The organism is Streptomyces sp. NPDC040410 (genome assembly GCF_055595715.1).
In genome coordinates, this window is the sequence record NZ_JBVIVK010000026.1 from 1 (window position 1) to 17,799 (window position 17,799).

Genomic DNA, 17,799 nt, shown 5'->3' on the forward strand with positions numbered 1-17,799 from the left:
CGCCCGGTTACATTCCGAACCCGGAAGCTAAGCCTTACAGCGCCGATGGTACTGCAGGGGGGACCCTGTGGGAGAGTAGGACACCGCCGAACAATCTTTGGAGGACCCCTGGTCCCAGCGTGCAGCTGGGACCAGGGGTCCTTTTTTGTTTTTGCAGGGCGCGCCGGGTACCCGGCTGCGCGAGAATGGCTTGCGGTACCGAAGACAGGAGTCACCCATGTCCACCAACTCTCCCGACGACCGACCGGAGCGCGACCAGCGGCGACGGGACAGTGGTGACCGTGGTGATCGCGGCGGGTTCCGTGGGGGCCCGCGTCGTGGCAACGACCGCGGGAATGACCGCACCAACGACCGCGGTGGCTATGGCCGTCGCGACGACCGCCGTGATGACCGTCGGGGCGATGACCGTGGTGACCGCGGCGGCTTCCGAGGCCGTGACGACCGCGGTGGTCGCGACGACCGTGGCGGTCGTGACGACCGCGGTGGTCGCGATGAACGCGGTGGTCGCGATGAACGCGGTGGCGACCGCGGCGGGTACGCCCGGCGCGACGACCGTCCGGGCGGCCCGCGTCGTGACGACCGCGACCGCGGGTTCCGCCGCGACGGAGACCGTCCCCCGTTCCGCCGTGATGACCGTCGCGGCGACGACCGTGGTGACCGCGGCGGCTTCCGAGGCCGTGACGACCGTGGCGGTCGCGATGACCGCGGTGGCGACCGCGGTGGGTACGGCCGCCGTGACGACCGTCGCGATGACCGTCGGGGCGATGACCGTGGTGACCGCGGCGGCTTCCGAGGCCGTGACGACCGGGCCGGTGGGTTCCGTCGGGACGACCGGGGCGACCGGGGCGACCGCCCTGAGCGGGGTGGATTCCGCCGTGATGAACGGCGCGACGACCACCGGGGAGAGCGTGCCGGCTACGGACGTCGCGACGACCGCCGTGACGGCGAGCGCTCCGGCTTCCGTGGTCGTGAGGACCGCCCAGGCGGGTTCCGCCGCGACGACCGGCACGACGCGCATCGCGACGACCGGCATGACGCCCGTCGTGACGACCGACGCGACGACCGTGGTGGTTTCGGTCGCCGTGACGACCGACGCGACGACCGTGGTGGTTTCGGTCGCCGTGACGACCGTCGGGGCGATGACCGCGACCGCGGCGACCGCGGCGGGTTCCGGCGTGATGACAGCCGGGGCGAGCGCGGAGGGTTCCGTGGGCGGGACGACCGTGGGCGGGACGACCGGGGCCGTGACGACCGGGGCCGTGGCGGCTACGGCCGCCGCGACGACCGGGGTGGCCGTCCCGGCGGCTTCCGTGGCCGTGACGACCGTGGAGGTCGCGACGACCGGCGCGGTGGCTTCCGTGGCCGTGACGAGCGGGACCGTGACCGGGACCGCGAGCCGATCAAGCGGCTGCCGATCCCCGAGGACGTCACCGGCGACGAGATCGACAAGGATGTACGGCAGGAGCTGCAGAGCCTGCCGAAGGGGCTCGCGGAGGACGTCGCCAAGAATCTGGTGATGGTCGCCCGGCTCATCGACGAGGACCCCGAGGGCGCGTACGGCTACTCCAAGGTGGCCCTGCGGCTGGCGTCGCGCGTCGCTGCCGTGCGTGAGGCGGCCGGGTTCGCCGCGTATGCGAACCAGAAGTACAGCGAGGCCCTCGCCGAGTTCCGTGCCGCGCGGCGGATGACCGGCAGCGCGGAGCTGTGGCCCGTCATGGCCGACTGCGAGCGCGGTCTCGGGCGTCCGGAGAAGGCGCTGGACATGGCCGGGGCGCCCGAGGTGCACAAGCTCGACAAGGCCGGGCAGGTGGAGATGCGGCTCGTCGCGGCCGGCGCACGGCGTGACATGGGGCAGCTCGACGCTGCCATCGTGACACTGCAGAGCCCCGAGCTTGCCTCCAGCTCCGTCCAGCCCTGGACCGCTCGGCTGCGGTACGCGTACGCCGACGCCCTGCTCGCGGCCGGCCGGGAAGACCAGGCGCGGGAGTGGTTCGCGAAGGCCATCGAGGCCGACAAGGACGGCAGCACGGATGCCTCGGACCGGCTCGCCGAGCTGGACGGCGTGGAGTTCGTCGACGCCTTCGACGAGAGCGAGAGCGAGGACGACAGCGACGACGTCGAGGACGTCGAGGACGCCGAGGACGCCGAGGACGCCGAGGACGACGGTGAGTCCCCCGAGGCGTCCGTGGAGGACGCCGGGGACGACGACAAGGACTGACGACGTCAGTCAATGAAAGGGGCGGGATCCCGAGCCGGGGTCCCGCCCCTTTCGCGTGTCACACGTCCAGTGCGCGCAGCACCAGTCCCGAGGCCGGTTTCGGGCCGAACGACGTCGACTTGCGGGGCATCGTGACGCCCTGGCGCGCGAGGTCGCGGACCGTCTCCTCACGGACCGGGTGCATCAGGACGGCCGTACCGCCGTCGCGGTTCGCCTTCTCGGCCGTGGCGGCCGTGTCGTGGATGTAGGCGATGTGGGCGGGCGAGTCCTCGGGGATGTGCCAGACGTGATCGAGGAGCGTGGCATGCAGGACGGTCGCGTCCAGGGTGCGCCATGCCGCGGGGCGGTCCGCCGGGATCGTACGGGCCAGGAGATCCGGGTCCGGGCGGTCCACGAGGTGGAAGGCGCCGTCGCCGGCGAGGAGGAACGCGTTGCCCGCGCACGCCGCGTCCGCGAGGGCCTCCAGTGCCGCTGGGAGGGGCACGTCCAGTCGCCGGACGTGGAACAGGCCGTCGAGGGCGGTCAGCGCCTCGGTCACCGGCAGTCCGTGCAGCAGGCGGTGGATGGCGCGGACGCGCAGTGGGTAGCGGGCCGTGTCGACGAGGAGGACCAGGCCGTAGTCCCAGGGACCGGGGGAGGCGTGCTCCGCGCACAGCCGCCGGTACGTGGCCCAGCGGTGGTGGCCGTCGGCGATGAGGGCCTGGTGCCGGGCCAGATCGGACTGGATGCGGGCCACCGTGGCCGGGTCGGTGATCGACCAGAGGCGGTGGCGGAAGCCGTCCTCGGTGGTGGTCGCCAGGAGCGGCGGCCTGCCGACGGTGTCCTCGACCGCCTCGGCCGTGGCCGCCGGGGAGTCGTCGCCCCGGTAAGTGAGGAGCAGGGGCTCGAGGTTGGCGTAGGTGGCGCGCATGAGGGCAGCGCGGTCGGCGACCACGTGCGGTATGACGTCCTCGTGCGGCAGGACCACGCCCTCGGACGGGTCCGAAAGACGCAGGATGCCGATGATCCCGCGTTGGAGCATGCCGTCGCCGTCGCGCTGTTCGTAGACGTACAGGCCCGGTTCGGGGTCCGCGGTCAGGATTCCCTCGGACAGCCACCGCCGCAGGGTGTCCGCCGCCTGTTCGTTGCGGGCGCTCGGGGTGGTGGCCTGAGGGAGGATCAGCCGGACGATGTTGTACGGGTCGGCGGACTGGAGGTGGTGCAGGCCGTCGGGGCGGACGACGACGTCGTATGGAGGGGACGTCACGGCGGCCAGGCTGCCGACCCGGCCGGGGTCGTAGCGAAGGCCTCGGAACGGGGTCAGTTCCAGGCCTCGGCGCGCCGTTGCTTCCGAGTGACCTGCTGTGTTCATCCCGGCATCGTACGTGTGCCGGTGGCATGCGGGATGATCGGTGGGAAGCGAGCGAACGAGGAGCGATGCGGAATGAGCCAGAGCGTCAGGACGAGGCCCGAGGGCAGTGGCCAGGCCCTGAGCGAGGCGTACGACACGGCGCTGCTCGATCTGGACGGAGTGGTGTACGCGGGCGGTGAGGCGATCGCGTACGCGGTCGGCTCGCTGGCCACGGCCCGTTCGGGCGGGATGCATCTCGCGTACGTGACGAACAACGCGCTGCGGACGCCTGACGCCGTGGCCGGTCACCTCACCGAGCTGGGCATACCGACGGGCGCGTCCGACGTCATCACGTCCGCGCAGGCGGTGGCCCGGCTGATCGCCGAGCAGGTGCCGGCGGGGGCGCGGGTGCTGGTGATCGGCGGGGAGGGGCTGCGGGTGGCGCTGCGCGAGCGCGGGCTCGAGCCGGTCGAGTCGGCGGACGACGGCCCTGCGGCCGTGGTGCAGGGGTACGGCGGACCCGACTTGCCCTGGGGCCGGTTCGCGGAGGCGTGCTACGCCATCGCGCGCGGGGTGCCGTGGTTCGCCTCCAACACCGACCTGACGATTCCGAGCGCGCGCGGGATCGCGCCGGGCAACGGCGCGGCGGTGGAGGTGGTACGGATCGCCACGGGTGCAGAGCCGCAGGTGGCGGGCAAGCCGTTGCCGCCCATGCACCGGGAGACGATTCTGCGGACCGGGGCCGAGCGGCCGCTGGTGGTCGGGGACCGGCTGGACACGGACATCGAGGGCGCGTTCAACGGGGCCGTCGACTCGCTGCTCGTCCTGACCGGTGTGACCGACGGCGCGCAGCTGCTCGCCGCGCCGCCGCAACACCGGCCGACGTATGTCGACCAGGATCTGCGGGGGCTGCTCACGGGGCAGCCGGAGGTCACCGGGGAGGGCGACGGCTTCCGGTGCGGCGGCTGGACGGCGACGGCCGGGGCCGACCGGCTGGAGCTGGAGGGCGACGGCGAGGCGCTGGACGGGCTGCGGGCGCTGTGCGCGGCGGCCTGGACGGCTGCCGGGGAGGGTGTGTGCGAGCTGGATTCCGGGAAGGCGCTGGCGCGGCTGGGCTTGTGAGTTCCCTCGCCGATGCATTGCGAGGGTAGGCTAACCTAACTGCGTGTTGGTCGACAGTCCTCCAGAAAAACGTGCGGAAACCGCGGCCGCGCCCCCAACCCGCCGGGCGATACGTGCCTTTGGGCTGCTCGTCGCCGTCGTGATCCTGGTGCTCGTCGCGTCGGCGAGCGTCGCGATCGGTGCGAAGGAGCTGTCCCTGGAGCAGGTGTGGCACGGGCTGTTCCAGGACTCGGGGACGTACGGCGACGTCGTGGTCGACGAGCGCCTGTCGCGGACCGTTCTCGGGCTGCTGGCCGGAGCGGCGCTCGGCCTCTCCGGGGCCGTTCTGCAGGCACTCACCCGCAATCCGCTGGCCGACCCCGGACTGCTCGGCATCAACGCGGGCGCGTCCGCTGCGGTCGTCACCGCCATCACCTTCTTCGGCGTCACCTCGCTGAGCGGCTATGTGTGGTTCGCCTTCTTCGGCGCGGCCGCTGTCGGGGCGCTGGTCTGGTTCCTCGGCGGCAGCCGGGGTGCCACGCCGGTCCGGCTCGCCCTCGCCGGCACCGCGATCAGCGCCGCGCTCTACGGCTACCTCCAGGCCGTGATGATCACGGACGACGCAGCGCTCGGCAAGATGCGCTTCTGGACGGTCGGTTCGCTGTCCGCGGCGACCGATTCGACCATCCTGCAGGTGCTGCCCTTCCTCGCGGTCGGCACCCTTCTCGCCCTCGGACTCGCCCGGCCGCTGAACGCCATGGCCATGGGCGACGACACCGCGAAGGCCCTCGGCGCCAACCTGAACCGCACCCGCGCGCTGTCCATGCTCGCGGCCACCGTGCTGTGCGGTGCCGCGACCGCCGCGTGCGGGCCGATCGTGTTCGTCGGCCTGATGGTCCCGCACGTCGTACGGTCCTTCACCGGGCCCGACCTGCGCTGGATCCTGCCGTACGCGACCATCCTGTCGCCCGTGCTGCTGCTCGGCTCCGACGTCATCGGCCGGGTCGTCGCCCGGCCCTCGGAACTGCAGGTCGGCATCGTCACAGCGATCATCGGCGGACCGGTCTTCATACTTCTCGTACGACGGCGGAGGACGGCGCAGCTGTGAGCACCACCCGGGCCAACCGTGCCCTCAGGACGCCGGGCGGGCTGTCCGTCCGCCTGGACGTCCGCGCATTCACCGTGGTCGTCCTGCTGCTGCTCGCCGCGCTCACCGCGAGCGTCGTACTGATCGGCACCGGCGACTTCCCGATACCGGCCGCCGACGTACTCAAGACCCTCGTCGGCGACGGCACCCCCGGGCAGGAGTTCATCGTCAACGAGCTGCGGCTGCCGCGGGTCATCGTCGGGCTCCTGGTCGGTGCCTCGCTCGGACTGGGCGGGGCGCTGTTCCAGTCCATATCCCGCAATCCGCTGGGCAGTCCGGATGTGCTCGGCCTCGGGCAGGGGGCGACCGCCGGGGCGCTCGTGGTGATCGTGCTGATGTCCGGGAACGCGGCACAGGTCACCGTCGGGGCGCTGGTGGGCGGCCTGGTGACCGGGCTCGCGATCTATCTGCTCGCCTGGAAGCAGGGTGTGCACGGCTATCGGCTGGTGCTGGTCGGCATCGGTGTGTCCGCGGTCGTCACGGCGGTCAACGGCTATCTGCTCACCGTCTCCGACATCGTCGAGGCGTCCCGTGCCGTCGTGTGGATGACCGGCTCCCTCAGCGGCCGTGACTGGACCCAGGTGTGGCCGCTGCTCGTCCTGTGCGGAGTGCTCGTACCCCTCGTCCCCGCCCATGCGCGGGGGCTGCGGATGATGGAGATGGGCGACGACGTCTCACACGCGCTCGGGGTGCGCGTCGAGCGCGTACGGCTGGTGCTGATGACCGCGGCCGTGCTGCTCACCGCGGCCGCCACCGCCGCCTGCGGCCCCGTCGGCTTCGTGGCGCTCACCGCACCGCAGCTCGCCCGGCGGCTGACCCGCTCGCCCGGGCCGAACCTGCTGCCGTCCCTGTGCATGGGCGCGGCGCTGCTGGTCACCGCCGACTGGGTCTCGCAGTGGGTCTTCGGCGCCGACCAGCTGCCGGTGGGCGTGGTCACCGGCGTGCTCGGCGGCGTCTACCTGTTGTGGCTGCTGGTCACCGAGCGCAGGGCGGGCCGGATATGAGCGCCGGCAGCAGCACCCGCAGCGGGCTGAACAACCGAAGGAGCACCGTGAACCGCCTGTCCGCCGACAACGTCACCCTCGCCTACGACCAGCGCGTCATCGCCGAGCAGCTGTCGGTGGAGATACCCGACAACTCCTTCACCGTGATCGTCGGCCCGAACGCGTGCGGCAAGTCCACGCTCCTGCGGGCGCTGTCGCGGATGCTCAAGCCGAGCCGGGGCCGGGTGCTGCTCGACGGACAGGTCATCCAGTCCATGCCGGCGAAGAAGGCCGCGCGGACCCTGGGGCTGCTGCCGCAGTCGTCGATCGCGCCGGACGGCATCACCGTCGGTGACCTGGTCGGCCGCGGCCGCTACCCGCACCAGGGGATCCTGCGCCAGTGGTCGGCCGAGGACGAGCGGGTCGTACAGGAGTCGATGGCGCGGACCGGCGTCGCCGAACTCGCCGACCGCCATGTCGACGAGCTGTCGGGCGGTCAGCGGCAGCGCGTGTGGATCGCGATGGCGCTCGCCCAGCAGACGCCGCTGCTGCTCCTGGACGAGCCGACCACCTACCTCGACATCCAGCACCAGATCGACGTCCTCGACCTGTGCGCCGAACTGCACGAGGAGCAGGGCCGCACCCTGGTCGCCGTCCTGCACGACCTCAATCACGCGGCCCGGTACGCCACGCATCTCATCGCGCTGCGCGGCGGGCGGATCATCGCCGAGGGCGCGCCGAAGGACATCGTCACGGCCGGGCTGGTCGAGGAGGTCTTCGGGCTGCGCTGCCAGGTCATCGACGACCCGGAGACGGGCACACCGCTGGTGGTGCCGGCGGCGCGCAGGGCCCGCACGGCGGCTAAGGCCGCCGCTGCGGGAGCCTCCTGAAACCTCACAGGAGTTTCCGGAGGCGGAACACGTCGCGCAGGCTCGCCTCCAGCTTCACCCGGCCCGAGCCCCATGCCTTCGCGAAGTTGAGCTCGCCGTCGACCATGGCCACGAGGTCGTCGCCGGTCATGGTCAGTCCGATCTGGGCCTTCTCGCGCGGCGGCCCCTTGAGCGTGCTGGTCACCTGGATCCGCCCGCCGGTGAGCCGGCCGACGAAGGTGATGTCCAGGTCGGTGATACGACAGCTGAGCGAGCGGTCCAGGGCGGCGGCCGCAGCCACGTCGCCTTCGGCGTTCGCCATGTTGTCCGAGAGCTTGTCGAGTGCGGCGCGGCACTCCTCAATGGTCGCCATCGCGACCGACGGTACCCCAGCGCTTCGGGGTAGCGTCGGGGCATGAGCGACTCTGTGCCCGAGGCCGAGGCCCGGGAGGATGCGGTGGTTCCGGAGCCGGATGTTCCGGTCGAACCGGAGTGCGACCCCGCTGCCCCCGCCCCCCTGAACGTGCCCCGCATCCCCACCGGCAACGCCGAGGTGGACGCCCAGCTGGAGCGCCTGGCCGACGCCGACCACCTCGCCACGGACGGACACCTCGAGGTGTACGAGGATGTACACCGGGGGCTGCGCGACGTGCTCACCGCGCTCGACGCCCGCCCGGGACCTCCGACTCCCACCCGTCACCCGACCGCCGCCCCTCAATGAGACCCTCGGGTCGTACCGTTTTGATTGCCGTACGAGAGCAGGAGCTGAACCGAACGTGGCAGGAGTCGCACGCCGCCGTCTCGACGCGGAGCTGGTCCGCCGGAAGCTGGCGCGCTCGCGCGAGCACGCCGGCCAGCTGATCGCCGCCGGGCGGGTCACCGTCGGCAAGACCGTGGCGACCAAGCCGGCCACGCAGGTCGAGACCGCGGCCGCGATCGTGGTCGCGGCCGACGACAAGGACCCCGACTACGTGTCGCGGGGTGGCCACAAGCTCGCGGGGGCGCTGTCGGCGTTCGTTCCTCAGGGGCTCGTGGTCGGGGGCCGGCGGGCGCTGGACGCGGGCGCGTCCACCGGGGGATTCACCGATGTGCTGCTGCGGGCGGGAGCCGCCCACGTGGTCGCCGTCGACGTCGGGTACGGGCAACTCGCGTGGTCTCTCCGCAGTGATGAACGCGTCACCGTCAAGGACCGTACGAACGTACGCGAGTTGACGCTTGAAGCGATCGATGGGGAGCCTGTGGATCTTGTCGTGGGTGATCTGTCCTTCATCCCGCTCGGGCTGGTGCTGCCCGCCCTGGTGCGGTGCGTGAAGCCGGACGCCGACCTGGTGATGATGGTCAAGCCGCAGTTCGAGGTGGGGAAGGAACGGCTGGGCAGCGGCGGTGTCGTGCGGAGCCCGCAGCTGCGGGCCGAGGCCGTGCGGGGAGTGGCCGAGCGGGCCGGGGAACTGGGACTCGGGGTGAAGGGTGTCACCGCCAGTCCGCTGCCCGGGCCGTCGGGCAATGTCGAATATTTTCTGTGGCTGCGGGCCGGGGCACCGGAACTCGACCCGGCCGATGTTGACCGTGCAGTGGCGGAGGGGCCGCGTTGACAGAGAACCGAGCTCGTACAGTCTTCCTTCTCGCCCACACCGGGCGGCCCGCCGCCATCCGCAGCGCCGAACTCGTGGTGAAGGGCCTGCTGCGCGAGGGCATCGGCGTGCGCGTCCTGGAGTACGAGGCGCGCGACCTGCCGCTGCCCGAGGAGGTGAAGCTGGTCAAGGAGGCCACCCCCCAGTGCCTCGACGGGTGTGAGCTGCTCATCGTGCTCGGGGGTGACGGCACGCTGCTGCGCGGCGCCGAGTTCGCCCGTGCCTCCGGCGTGCCGATGCTCGGCGTCAACCTCGGGCGGGTCGGGTTCCTCGCCGAGGCCGAGCGGGACGACCTCGACAAGGTCGTCGACCGGGTGGTGACCAAGTCGTACGAGGTCGAGGAGCGGATGACCGTCGACGTCGTCGTTCACAAGAACGGGGACATCGTGCACACGGACTGGGCGCTGAACGAGGCGGCCGTGCAGAAGGCCGGTGCGGAGAAGCTGCTGGAAGTCGTGCTGGAGATCGACGGGCGGCCGGTGACGGGGTTCGGGTGTGACGGGATCGTCCTGTCGACTCCGACCGGTTCCACGGCTTATGCCTTCTCCGCTGGTGGGCCCGTGGTGTGGCCGGAGGTCGAGGCACTGCTGATGGTGCCGATCAGTGCGCATGCGCTGTTCGCGAAGCCGTTGGTCACTTCGCCGAATTCTGTGCTCGCGGTGGAGGTGCTGCCTCACATTCCGCCGGGTGTTCTGTGGTGTGACGGGCGGAGGACCGTGGAGTTGCCGCCCGGCGCCAGGGTCGAGGTGCGGCGGGGGGCTGTGCCGGTGCGGCTCGCTCGGTTGCACCATGCGTCGTTCACCGACCGGCTGGTGGCCAAGTTCGCGTTGCCGGTTTCCGGGTGGCGGGGCGCGCCGCATTAGCCGTCCGCAGGGCGTGGCTTGTCGATGAGGGCGGGCGCGGGCGCTTTGTGGCTTCTCGCGCAGTTCCTCGCGCCCCTTTCAGGCGGGTGCACTCGCCAGGGTGACAGGGCACCTCGCACTTCCCCTCCCTGACCTCGTAAGGTCGTGTCCGTGTTGGAGGAGATGCGGATACGGTCGCTCGGAGTCATCGACGACGCGGTCGTCGAGCTGTCGCCCGGCTTCACCGCCGTGACGGGTGAGACGGGTGCGGGCAAGACCATGGTGGTCACCAGCCTGGGACTGCTGCTGGGCGGGCGTGCGGACCCGGCGCTCGTGCGAATCGGTGCCGGGAAGGCGGTCGTGGAGGGGCGGATCGCCGTGCCCTCCGGCGCCTCGGCCGTCGTGCGGGCCGAGGAGGCGGGCGCGGAGCTCGACGACGGGGTGCTGCTGATCAGCCGTACCGTTTCCGCCGAGGGGCGTTCGCGGGCGCACCTGGGCGGGCGTTCCGTGCCCGTGGGGCTGCTCTCCGAGCTGGCCGACGACCTGGTGGCCGTGCACGGCCAGACCGACCAGCAGGGGCTGCTGAAGCTGTCCCGGCAGCGGCAGGCGCTCGACCGGTACGCCGGGGACGCCGTCGCCGTACCGCTGGCCAAGTACACCGAGGCCTACCGGCGGCTCAGGGCCGTCTCCGTCGAGCTCGACGAGATCACCACGCGCGCGCGTGAGCGGGCTCAGGAAGCCGACATGCTCCGTTACGGGCTCGACGAGATCGCCGGTGCCGAGCCGCGCGCCGGCGAGGACGTCGAGCTGGCGGAGGAAGCGGAACGGCTGGGGCACGCGGAGGCGCTGGCGTCCGCCGCGACGGCCGCGCACGCCGCCCTGGCGGGCAACCCGGAGGACCCGGAGGGCGTCGACGCCTCGACGCTCGTCGCGGGCGCGCAGCGGGCCCTGGACGCCGTGCGCTCGCACGATCCGGCGCTGGCCGCGCTCGCCGACAGGATCGGGGAGATCGGGATCCTGCTGGGCGATGTGGCGGGGGAGTTGGCGGGGTACGCCGACGACCTCGACGCGGATCCGCTGCGGCTGGCCGCCGTGGAGGAGCGGAGGGCCGCGCTGGGGGCGCTCACGCGGAAGTACGGGGAGGACGTCGCCACCGTGCTGGCATGGGCCGAGCAGGGCGCCGCGCGCTTGATCGAACTCGACGGCGACGACGAGCGGATCGACGAGCTGACCGCCGAGCGGGACGGGCTGCGAGCCGAACTGGGCGGGCTGGCGCAGGCGCTGACCGATGCGCGGACGGACGCGGCGCAGCGGTTCGCGGCCGCCGTGACCGCCGAGCTGGCCTCGCTGGCCATGCCGCACGCGCGGGTGTCGTTCGACATCCGGCAGACCGCCGACCCCGAGGGCGTCGAGGTCGGCGGGCGCGCGGTGGCGTACGGGCCGTCGGGTGCCGACGAGGTCGAACTGCTGCTGGCCCCGCATCCGGGGGCGCCGCCGCGGCCGATCGCCAAGGGCGCGTCCGGTGGTGAGCTCTCGCGTGTGATGCTGGCCGTCGAGGTCGTGTTCGCGGGCACGGATCCGGTGCCGACGTATCTCTTCGACGAGGTCGACGCCGGTGTGGGCGGCAAGGCCGCGGTGGAGATCGGCCGACGGCTGGCCCGCCTCGCGAAGACCGCGCAGGTCGTGGTGGTGACGCATCTGCCGCAGGTGGCGGCCTTCGCCGACCGGCAGCTGCTGGTGGAGAAGACCGACGACGGGTCTGTGACGCGGTCCGGGGTGAAGGTGCTCGAAGGGGAAGAGCGGGTTCGGGAGCTGTCCCGGATGCTGGCCGGGCAGGAGGACTCGGAGACCGCGCGGGCGCACGCGGAGGAGCTGCTGGCCACGGCCCGTGCCGACGGATGAGCGGACCTCGACGCACAGCGGGCGACTTGGGGTGGCGGGATGCCCAACCGCGCTCCACGGACCACCTCGTTCGCACTCGCCGCCGCTCTCACCCGAGCCGGCATGACCACCCTGCGGGCCAAGGCCCCCGGCGGCAAGGGACGTTGGGAGCGCAAGAACCACGCGGGTCGCACGGTCGAGCTGTACGCGGGTCCCGCGTCCGCCGTCGCCCTCGCGGCCGGGACCGGGCGGATCCGTCCGGCAGCCGGGCTGGCCGTGCTCGCCGCCGGTGCCTGTGGGGCTTATGACGACGTCGTCGGTGCCGGCGATCCCCGGCGTGGGTTCAAGGCGCACCTCCTTGCGCTCCGCGACGGCGAGGTCACCAGCGGGGCGGTCAAGCTGTCCGGTGTCGCCGGCGCCGGGCTGCTCGCGGGGGCGGCGCTCGAAGAGCGGCCCCTCGACAGGCTGCTGGCGGGCGTGGTGATCGCCGGGCGGCGCACTTCGTGAACCTCGTGGACGTACGGCCCGGGCGGCCGCCGGTGCCGTGCTCGCCTTCGGGGCGCCGGGACTGCTGCGCAAGGGGCCGGGCGCCGGGCTCGCCGCTGCCGCGGTGGGAGCCGCAGCGGCCGTGCTGCCCGACGACCTCGGGGAACGCACGATGATCGGCGGCACGGGTGCACACGCCCTGGGCGCGGCTCTGGGCGCCGCGGTCGTCCTGGGCGACGGCAGGGCCGGGCTGCTCGCGCACGCGTCCGCACTCGTGGCCGCGGCGGCGTACGGGGACAAGGTGAGTGAGGCCGCGCGTTCTCTCGGCGGGAGGTGAAGTGCCGGGCGGAACGGGCGTGTTCGGGCGGCCGGAGCGGGCGTGTTCGGGCCGTTGCGGCGCAGGCATCCGGAGGCGGCCCTGCCCTCACTCGTGTGAGTGACCCACCGTGCCGCGCCGTCAGGCTGCCGGGCTCCCGGCGTACCCGGAACACCCGTACGGCCTGGCATCCTTGACGTAGAACGCAGTACGCGCAGGAAGCGCGCGGTACACCCCTCCGCTCGATACCTTCTGTACGTTTCCTCGTGACCGCCCGACGCCGAACCAGGAGCCCCGGCCACGTGACCCCCGTGAGCAGCCACTCACCGCACGGCCAGTCGCCGCTGCGCACCGTGCAGGTGCTGGGCGGCGGCAACGCCCGCAGCTGCGCGCACGTGCGTTCCCTGGCCGCGGGGCTCGTCGCACGGGGCGTGCGGGTCACGGTGTGCGCTCCCGTCGAGGCGGATCACTCCTACGACTTCAGCGGAGCCGGCGCCGACCACGTGCACGTGCCGCGCAGCAGCGATCCGGCCTCCGTGGCCGCGCTGCGGGCGGCCTGCGCGGACGCCGACCTGGTGCACGCCCACGGACTGCACGCCTCCTTCCGCGCCGTGCTCGCGCTCGGCGGCCGCCGCACCCCGCTCGTCGTCACCTGGCACGACCGGGCGTACGCCGAGGGCGCGCGGGCCCATCTGCTGAGCCTGCTGGAGCGTCGGGTCGTGAAGGCCGCCTCCGTGGTGCTCGGGACCACCTCGGACCTGGTGGACCGGGCGCGCAGGACGGGAGCGCGGGACGCGCGGCTCGCCGCCGTGGCGATCCCGGCGCCCCGCAGGCACGCGGAGCAGGAGGACCCCGACCGGCTGCGGCCCAAGATCCGGGCAGAACTCGGTGCCATCGGGCGCCCGTTGCTGATGGCCGTCGGCTCCCTCGACCGGCACCGGGGCTACGACACCCTGCTGGACGCCGCGCGCGCGTGGCGCCGTCTCGACCCGCTGCCGCTGGTCGCGATCGCGGGGGAGGGGCCGTTGCGCGGCGCCCTCCAGCGGCGGATCGAGAGCGAGGGGCTGCCGGTCCGGCTCATCGGGCGGCGCGACGACGTGAGCGAGCTGATCGCCGCCGCCGACCTCGCGCTGCTGCCGAGCCGTTGGGAATCGCGGTCCGTGCTCGCCCAGGAGGCCCTCCACGCGCGCGTGCCGCTCGTCGCGACGGCCGTCGGCGGTGTCCCCGAACTCGTCGGCGACGCCGCCGAACTGGTCCCGTACGCGGACGCGGAGGCGCTCGCCGACACCGTCGTTCAGCTCCTCGGCGATCCCGGGCGACGCGAGCTGCTGAGGGAGAAGGGCGTCCGGCAGGCGGCCACCTGGCCCACCGAGGATGAGACCGTCGCCCAAGTACTCAGTGTCTACGACGAGTTGACGCAACCGCAGCCCCTGGTCTGAGTCCTGTCCGCCGGCCCGCTCTACGGAACGTGCCGCCGCGCCCGCAGGGCCAGGCTCAACGCCAGTACCGTCTGCGGGTCGTCGAGGTCGGTGCCGAGCAACTCCCCGATCCTCGCGAGGCGGTTGTAGAGCGTCTGCCGGTTGAGGTGCATTTCGCGGGCCGTCTCCGCCTTGCGGCCCGCATGCGCCAAGTACGTCTGCAGGGTTGGCAACAGGGGCGGCCTGGAGCGGTTGTCGTGGTCCCTGACCGGTCCGATCGCGCGGTCCACGAAGGCCGCCAGATCGGGGTGGTCGCGCAGCCGCCACAGCAGCAGGTCGATGTCCAGGCGGCGGGCGTCGTACCACGGCCGGTCCGACAGGCCCTGTGCCGCCGTCGCCGTCTCCGCCGCGTGCCGCAGCCCCGCCGAGGCCGCCGCCCAGCCTCCGGCCACCCCGACGACCACTACGGGCGGCAGGGCCCCCGGCCGCTGCATTCCGGCCCGTTCCACACCGGCCCGCAGCGCCGCCGCGATCCGGTCCGCGACCGTCGGCCGCTCCGACTCCGCACGCAGGCCCAGCAGCAGCGGGACACGGCCCTCGACAGGCCGCACTCCGAACAGGACGGGAACACCCACCGAGGCCAGCTCCTCTCCCACCGCGCGCGCCAGGACCGCCCAGCCTCCCCCGCTCTCGGCTCCGCCGGAGCGGGCGGTGCCCCCGCCCGGGGAGAGGGCGTCGCCCAGCCGCATCACCGCCGGCAGCAGGGGGCCGTCGCCCGGTTTGAAACCCAGGACGCGGGCCTGCGCGGGCGCGTCCTCCGCCGCGACACGGCCCTCGGCCAGGTCCGTGAGGAAGTCACCGCGCCCCCGGGCGGCCAGCTCCTCCTCCTGCCGTGCCTGCATCAGCACCACGGCCAGAAGGCCCGCGGCCCGCTCCGCGGCGATCCGGTGCACCGGTGCCAGGGGAGCCCGTACGGGCAGCAGGACGAGACGCGCGCGGACCGAGCCCGGCCCCGGCCCGCCGCCCGGCACGTCCACGAGAACCGAACCGGCAGGTGGCGGTGCGTCCCTGTGCTGGCCGCGCAGCCCCTCCCACACCTGGAGCGGGTCCGCGCCCTCGGGCCCGGCACCGGCGGCATACAGGAGCCGGCCGTCCGTCGTCTCCAGGAAGACCGGATTGTCGCTGAAGTCGGCCAGGATGCCGAGCACCTGGGGCACCCCGCCGCCGCCGAGCAGGGCCTCGGTACATCGGCGGTGCACCTCCTCGGCCCGCTGGAGGAGCGCATAGTGGCCGTTGACGATCTCGGTGTGGATCTCCTCCGTGACCGCCACGAACGGCACCTCGCGGTGCAGCTGGACCAGGGGCAGCCCGGCATTCCGTGCCGTGTCGACGAGGGCGGCGGGCAGGCGGGCGAAGCGCGGCCCGAGCTCCACGACGAGGGCCGCGATGCCCCGCTCGGCCAGGGTGCGCACGAACGCGCGCTGGTCGGCCGGACGGGTGCCGAGACCGTAGCCCGTGGTCAGCAGCAGCTCGCCGCCCTTGAGCAGGGAGGCGATGTTGGGGACCTCGCCCGCGTGTACCCAGCGCACGGTGCGCTGCAGCCGGTCGGCGCCCGCGAGGATCTCGGGCAGCCCGCTGCGCAGACCGGGCAGCTCCAGTGCCCGCTGAACGGTGATCCCCGCGCCCTGGGTGTCGAGTCTGCCGCCCGTACTACTGCCCGTACTACTGCCGGTTCTACTGCCCGTACCGCTGTCCGTACCGCTGTCCATGAGTCGGACGCTACCCGTGCGTGTGCCCCCGGGACATCCCCGGGCGCGCCGCGACGATCACCGGGCCGATGGGCCGCACCGGGTCGGGGCGTTGGAGGCGGGGCAGCGGCGGGACCATGGACTTCAGTTGCCGTGGCACGGGAGGACGACGGTCCGGTCGACGAGCCGCTGCGGGTCGCAGGCTCTCCGACCGGCTCGGATGCCGCGAGGTGTGGGCCGGGGAGGGGCCGGCCCGGGACATCTTCGTCCTGCCACGGCGATCGGACGGGACACCGGACTGATCGCGGTGACGGCCGGGCCGGCGCCTGTCCGTGGGCGACCCGCTCGCCTTCGCCCGCGGTGCCGCGTCGCCGCGGCCGTCACGGGCCGCCCTGCTGGAGGCGTTCAGGCCGGCGTGATGTTGTGGTTGAAGCGGAACACGTTGTCGGGGTCGTAGCGCCGCTTCAGCTCGGCCAGCCGACGGGTGTTCTCCGCGCCCAGGCCGGCCACCACGCGCTCCGGTCCCTCGTCGCCGATGAAGTTGAGGTAGACCGCGCCGGTGCTCCACGGCCGGACGTCGGCGCGCACGTCCCGGACCCACTGCACGCCCCGCTCGTCGTCGGCCGGGTCCTCCCAGATGCCGAAGGGGTGCACGGCCCACGGCGCGTCCCGATAGGGCACCGGGTACTCGTGCGGGCCTGCGGCGATCGCGCCGCCCTGCGGGAACAGCGCGTGCTGGGTGCCGGTGGGCACCGGCATGGAGTGTGCGCGGGCGCAGAAGACGTCCACGAAGTCGTCGGGTGCCCCCGTCAGGTATTCGGCGGACCAGTAGTTCCGCAACCCGGGCGGGTCGTCGATCATGCACTGGACATCCGCGTACGGCATCGCTCCGACGATCTCCGCCTCGTGCGGCAGCGCCAGCAGCGGCTCGGCGAGCTTGCGCATGTCCGCCTCCGCGCCGGCGTACGTCAGCAGCGCACCGCACAGCAGCGTGCCGACCAGGTGCGGCGGTACGAACTCCTCGGGCGGGCCGGTGAAGTAGATGATCGCGCCGCTCGCCTCGTCCGGGCCGGCGGTGATCAGGTCGCGGAAGGTGCGCACGGCCTCCGGGCCGAACTCCGGCAGGTACAGCACCAGCGCGATGGAGAACTCGGGCAGCTCGTACAGCTTCAGCGTGAGCGCGGTGGCGATGCCGAAGTTGCCGCCGCCGCCGTGCAGGGCCCAGAACAGGTCGGGGTTCTCGTCGGCGCTCGCGTGGGTCGGCTCGCCGTCGGCGGTGACCAGTTCCACGCCGAGCAGGTTGTCGACGGCGAGTCCGCAGCAGCGGTCCAGCCAGCCGGTGCCGCCGCCGAGGACGAAGCCGCCGACGCCGGTGGTGGAGGCCCGCCCGCCGGTCGTGGCGAGCCCGTACGGCTGGGTGGCGCGGTCCAGGTCGCTCATCGTGGCGCCGCCCGCCACCCGTACCGCCTCGGCCGCGGAATGGACGGTGACCGCGCGCATGTGACGCAGATCGACGACCAGCCCGCCGTCGCTCAGCGCCATGCCCGCCACGCTGTGCCCGCCGCCGCGCACCGCGATCGGCAGGTCGAGGTCACGGGCGAAGCGCACGGAGCGCACGACGTCGGCCTCGTCCACGCACTGCGCGATCGCGGCCGGACGCCGGTCGATCATCGCGTTGAACACGGTCCGGGCCTCGTCGTAACCCGGATCCCCCGGGGCGAACATGTCGCCGACAAGATCCTCACGCAGCGCGGCGAGGGCCGCGCCCGCCTTCGACGGGGAAGCCATGAGGCGCCCCCTTCCGTGCAGGGGCAGCTGACTCTCCCAGC

The 17,799-nt window shown here is 73.0% G+C and carries 16 protein-coding genes, 1 rRNA gene and 1 pseudogene; 13 read left to right on the forward strand and 5 right to left on the reverse strand.

What is annotated here, in order from left to right; genetic code table 11:
• Positions 1–92: ribosomal RNA gene (rrf, locus tag ACZ562_RS33490) — 5S ribosomal RNA — on the forward strand; the annotation flags it as partial.
• A 119-nt stretch (positions 93–211) separates the two neighbouring features.
• Here the strand turns inward: rrf and ACZ562_RS33495 are convergent.
• Positions 212–1,033 carry a hypothetical protein gene (locus ACZ562_RS33495; protein ID WP_471187330.1) on the reverse strand — a complete coding sequence of 274 codons (822 nt, stop codon included), beginning with the start codon at positions 1,031–1,033 and terminating at the stop codon, positions 212–214.
• Between the two features lie 10 nt (positions 1,034–1,043).
• On the opposite strand from ACZ562_RS33495, the gene ACZ562_RS33500 reads away from it, so the two are divergent.
• Complete coding sequence (locus ACZ562_RS33500; RefSeq protein ID WP_471187333.1) at positions 1,044–1,517, forward strand: hypothetical protein; 474 nt, start codon at positions 1,044–1,046, stop codon at positions 1,515–1,517.
• Positions 1,409–2,218 carry a tetratricopeptide repeat protein gene (locus tag ACZ562_RS33505; protein ID WP_471187318.1) on the forward strand — a complete coding sequence of 270 codons (810 nt, stop codon included), beginning with the start codon at positions 1,409–1,411 and terminating at the stop codon, positions 2,216–2,218. The genes ACZ562_RS33500 and ACZ562_RS33505 overlap by 109 nt, the downstream gene beginning before the upstream one ends.
• Before the next feature lie 58 nt (positions 2,219–2,276).
• On the opposite strand, the gene ACZ562_RS33510 is transcribed toward ACZ562_RS33505, so the two are convergent.
• Positions 2,277–3,569: a DUF1015 domain-containing protein gene (locus ACZ562_RS33510; RefSeq protein WP_471187117.1), complete on the reverse strand. Its 1,293-nt coding sequence runs from the start codon at positions 3,567–3,569 to the stop codon at positions 2,277–2,279.
• Positions 3,570–3,641: 72 nt separating this feature from the next.
• Here ACZ562_RS33510 and ACZ562_RS33515 point away from each other — a divergent pair, with 72 nt between their 5' ends.
• Genes ACZ562_RS33515 through ACZ562_RS33530 form a run of 4 tightly spaced genes read left to right on the forward strand, consistent with a single transcriptional unit; the run spans position 3,642 to position 7,669 of the window.
• Positions 3,642–4,670, forward strand: coding sequence for an HAD hydrolase-like protein (locus ACZ562_RS33515; RefSeq protein WP_471187120.1), 1,029 nt, complete (start codon positions 3,642–3,644; stop codon positions 4,668–4,670).
• 43 nt (positions 4,671–4,713) lie between these two features.
• Complete coding sequence (locus ACZ562_RS33520) at positions 4,714–5,757, forward strand: FecCD family ABC transporter permease (RefSeq protein ID WP_471187123.1); 1,044 nt, start codon at positions 4,714–4,716, stop codon at positions 5,755–5,757.
• A complete protein-coding gene (locus tag ACZ562_RS33525; RefSeq protein ID WP_471187126.1) occupies positions 5,754–6,800 on the forward strand; it encodes a FecCD family ABC transporter permease in 1,047 nt (348 codons plus the stop codon). The genes ACZ562_RS33520 and ACZ562_RS33525 overlap by 4 nt, the downstream gene beginning before the upstream one ends.
• Complete coding sequence (locus ACZ562_RS33530) at positions 6,797–7,669, forward strand: ABC transporter ATP-binding protein (protein WP_471187129.1); 873 nt, start codon at positions 6,797–6,799, stop codon at positions 7,667–7,669. The genes ACZ562_RS33525 and ACZ562_RS33530 overlap by 4 nt, the downstream gene beginning before the upstream one ends.
• A gap of 4 nt (positions 7,670–7,673) precedes the next feature.
• Here the strand turns inward: ACZ562_RS33530 and ACZ562_RS33535 are convergent, their stop codons facing one another.
• Positions 7,674–8,021, reverse strand: coding sequence for an SCP2 sterol-binding domain-containing protein (locus ACZ562_RS33535; RefSeq protein ID WP_471187132.1), 348 nt, complete (start codon positions 8,019–8,021; stop codon positions 7,674–7,676).
• Positions 8,022–8,063: 42 nt separating this feature from the next.
• Here ACZ562_RS33535 and ACZ562_RS33540 point away from each other — a divergent pair, with 42 nt between their 5' ends.
• From ACZ562_RS33540 to ACZ562_RS33565, 6 genes and pseudogenes are all read left to right on the forward strand, one after another.
• Complete coding sequence (locus ACZ562_RS33540) at positions 8,064–8,369, forward strand: hypothetical protein (protein ID WP_471187135.1); 306 nt, start codon at positions 8,064–8,066, stop codon at positions 8,367–8,369.
• Positions 8,370–8,424: 55 nt separating this feature from the next.
• Positions 8,425–9,240 (forward strand): TlyA family RNA methyltransferase, encoded by an 816-nt coding sequence (locus tag ACZ562_RS33545; protein WP_471187138.1) that lies wholly within the window; start codon positions 8,425–8,427, stop codon positions 9,238–9,240.
• Positions 9,237–10,142, forward strand: coding sequence for an NAD kinase (locus tag ACZ562_RS33550; protein ID WP_471187141.1), 906 nt, complete (start codon positions 9,237–9,239; stop codon positions 10,140–10,142). Before ACZ562_RS33545 ends, ACZ562_RS33550 begins: the two co-directional genes overlap by 4 nt.
• A 162-nt stretch (positions 10,143–10,304) precedes the next feature.
• Positions 10,305–12,023: a DNA repair protein RecN gene (gene recN / locus ACZ562_RS33555; protein WP_471187321.1), complete on the forward strand. Its 1,719-nt coding sequence runs from the start codon at positions 10,305–10,307 to the stop codon at positions 12,021–12,023.
• Between the two features lie 39 nt (positions 12,024–12,062).
• A pseudogene (locus tag ACZ562_RS33560) lies at positions 12,063–12,825 on the forward strand (hypothetical protein).
• A gap of 281 nt (positions 12,826–13,106) precedes the next feature.
• On the forward strand, positions 13,107–14,243 hold the full coding sequence (locus ACZ562_RS33565) for a glycosyltransferase family 4 protein (protein ID WP_471187144.1): 1,137 nt from the start codon (positions 13,107–13,109) through the stop codon (positions 14,241–14,243).
• 20 nt (positions 14,244–14,263) lie between these two features.
• Here ACZ562_RS33565 and ACZ562_RS33570 read toward each other — a convergent pair whose 3' ends face one another.
• Together ACZ562_RS33570 and ACZ562_RS33575 are read right to left on the reverse strand one after the other, a co-directional pair.
• A complete protein-coding gene (locus ACZ562_RS33570) occupies positions 14,264–15,991 on the reverse strand; it encodes a PucR family transcriptional regulator (RefSeq protein WP_471187147.1) in 1,728 nt (575 codons plus the stop codon).
• A 384-nt stretch (positions 15,992–16,375) separates the two neighbouring features.
• On the reverse strand, positions 16,376–17,758 hold the full coding sequence (locus tag ACZ562_RS33575) for an FAD-binding oxidoreductase (protein ID WP_471187150.1): 1,383 nt from the start codon (positions 17,756–17,758) through the stop codon (positions 16,376–16,378).
• Between the last annotated feature and the right edge of the window lie 41 nt (positions 17,759–17,799).

Coding starts and splice junctions, on each gene's coding strand:
- ACZ562_RS33495 (WP_471187330.1), bottom strand. CDS start 1,033: ATGCCGGTCGTCGCGATGCGCGTCGTGCCGGTCGTCGCGGCGGAACCC.
- ACZ562_RS33510 (WP_471187117.1), bottom strand. CDS start 3,569: ATGAACACAGCAGGTCACTCGGAAGCAACGGCGCGCCGAGGCCTGGAA.
- ACZ562_RS33515 (WP_471187120.1), top strand. CDS start 3,642: ATGAGCCAGAGCGTCAGGACGAGGCCCGAGGGCAGTGGCCAGGCCCTG.
- ACZ562_RS33530 (WP_471187129.1), top strand. CDS start 6,797: ATGAGCGCCGGCAGCAGCACCCGCAGCGGGCTGAACAACCGAAGGAGC.
- ACZ562_RS33535 (WP_471187132.1), bottom strand. CDS start 8,021: ATGGCGACCATTGAGGAGTGCCGCGCCGCACTCGACAAGCTCTCGGAC.
- ACZ562_RS33540 (WP_471187135.1), top strand. CDS start 8,064: ATGAGCGACTCTGTGCCCGAGGCCGAGGCCCGGGAGGATGCGGTGGTT.
- recN (WP_471187321.1), top strand. CDS start 10,305: ATGCGGATACGGTCGCTCGGAGTCATCGACGACGCGGTCGTCGAGCTG.
- ACZ562_RS33570 (WP_471187147.1), bottom strand. CDS start 15,991: ATGGACAGCGGTACGGACAGCGGTACGGGCAGTAGAACCGGCAGTAGT.
- ACZ562_RS33575 (WP_471187150.1), bottom strand. CDS start 17,758: ATGGCTTCCCCGTCGAAGGCGGGCGCGGCCCTCGCCGCGCTGCGTGAG.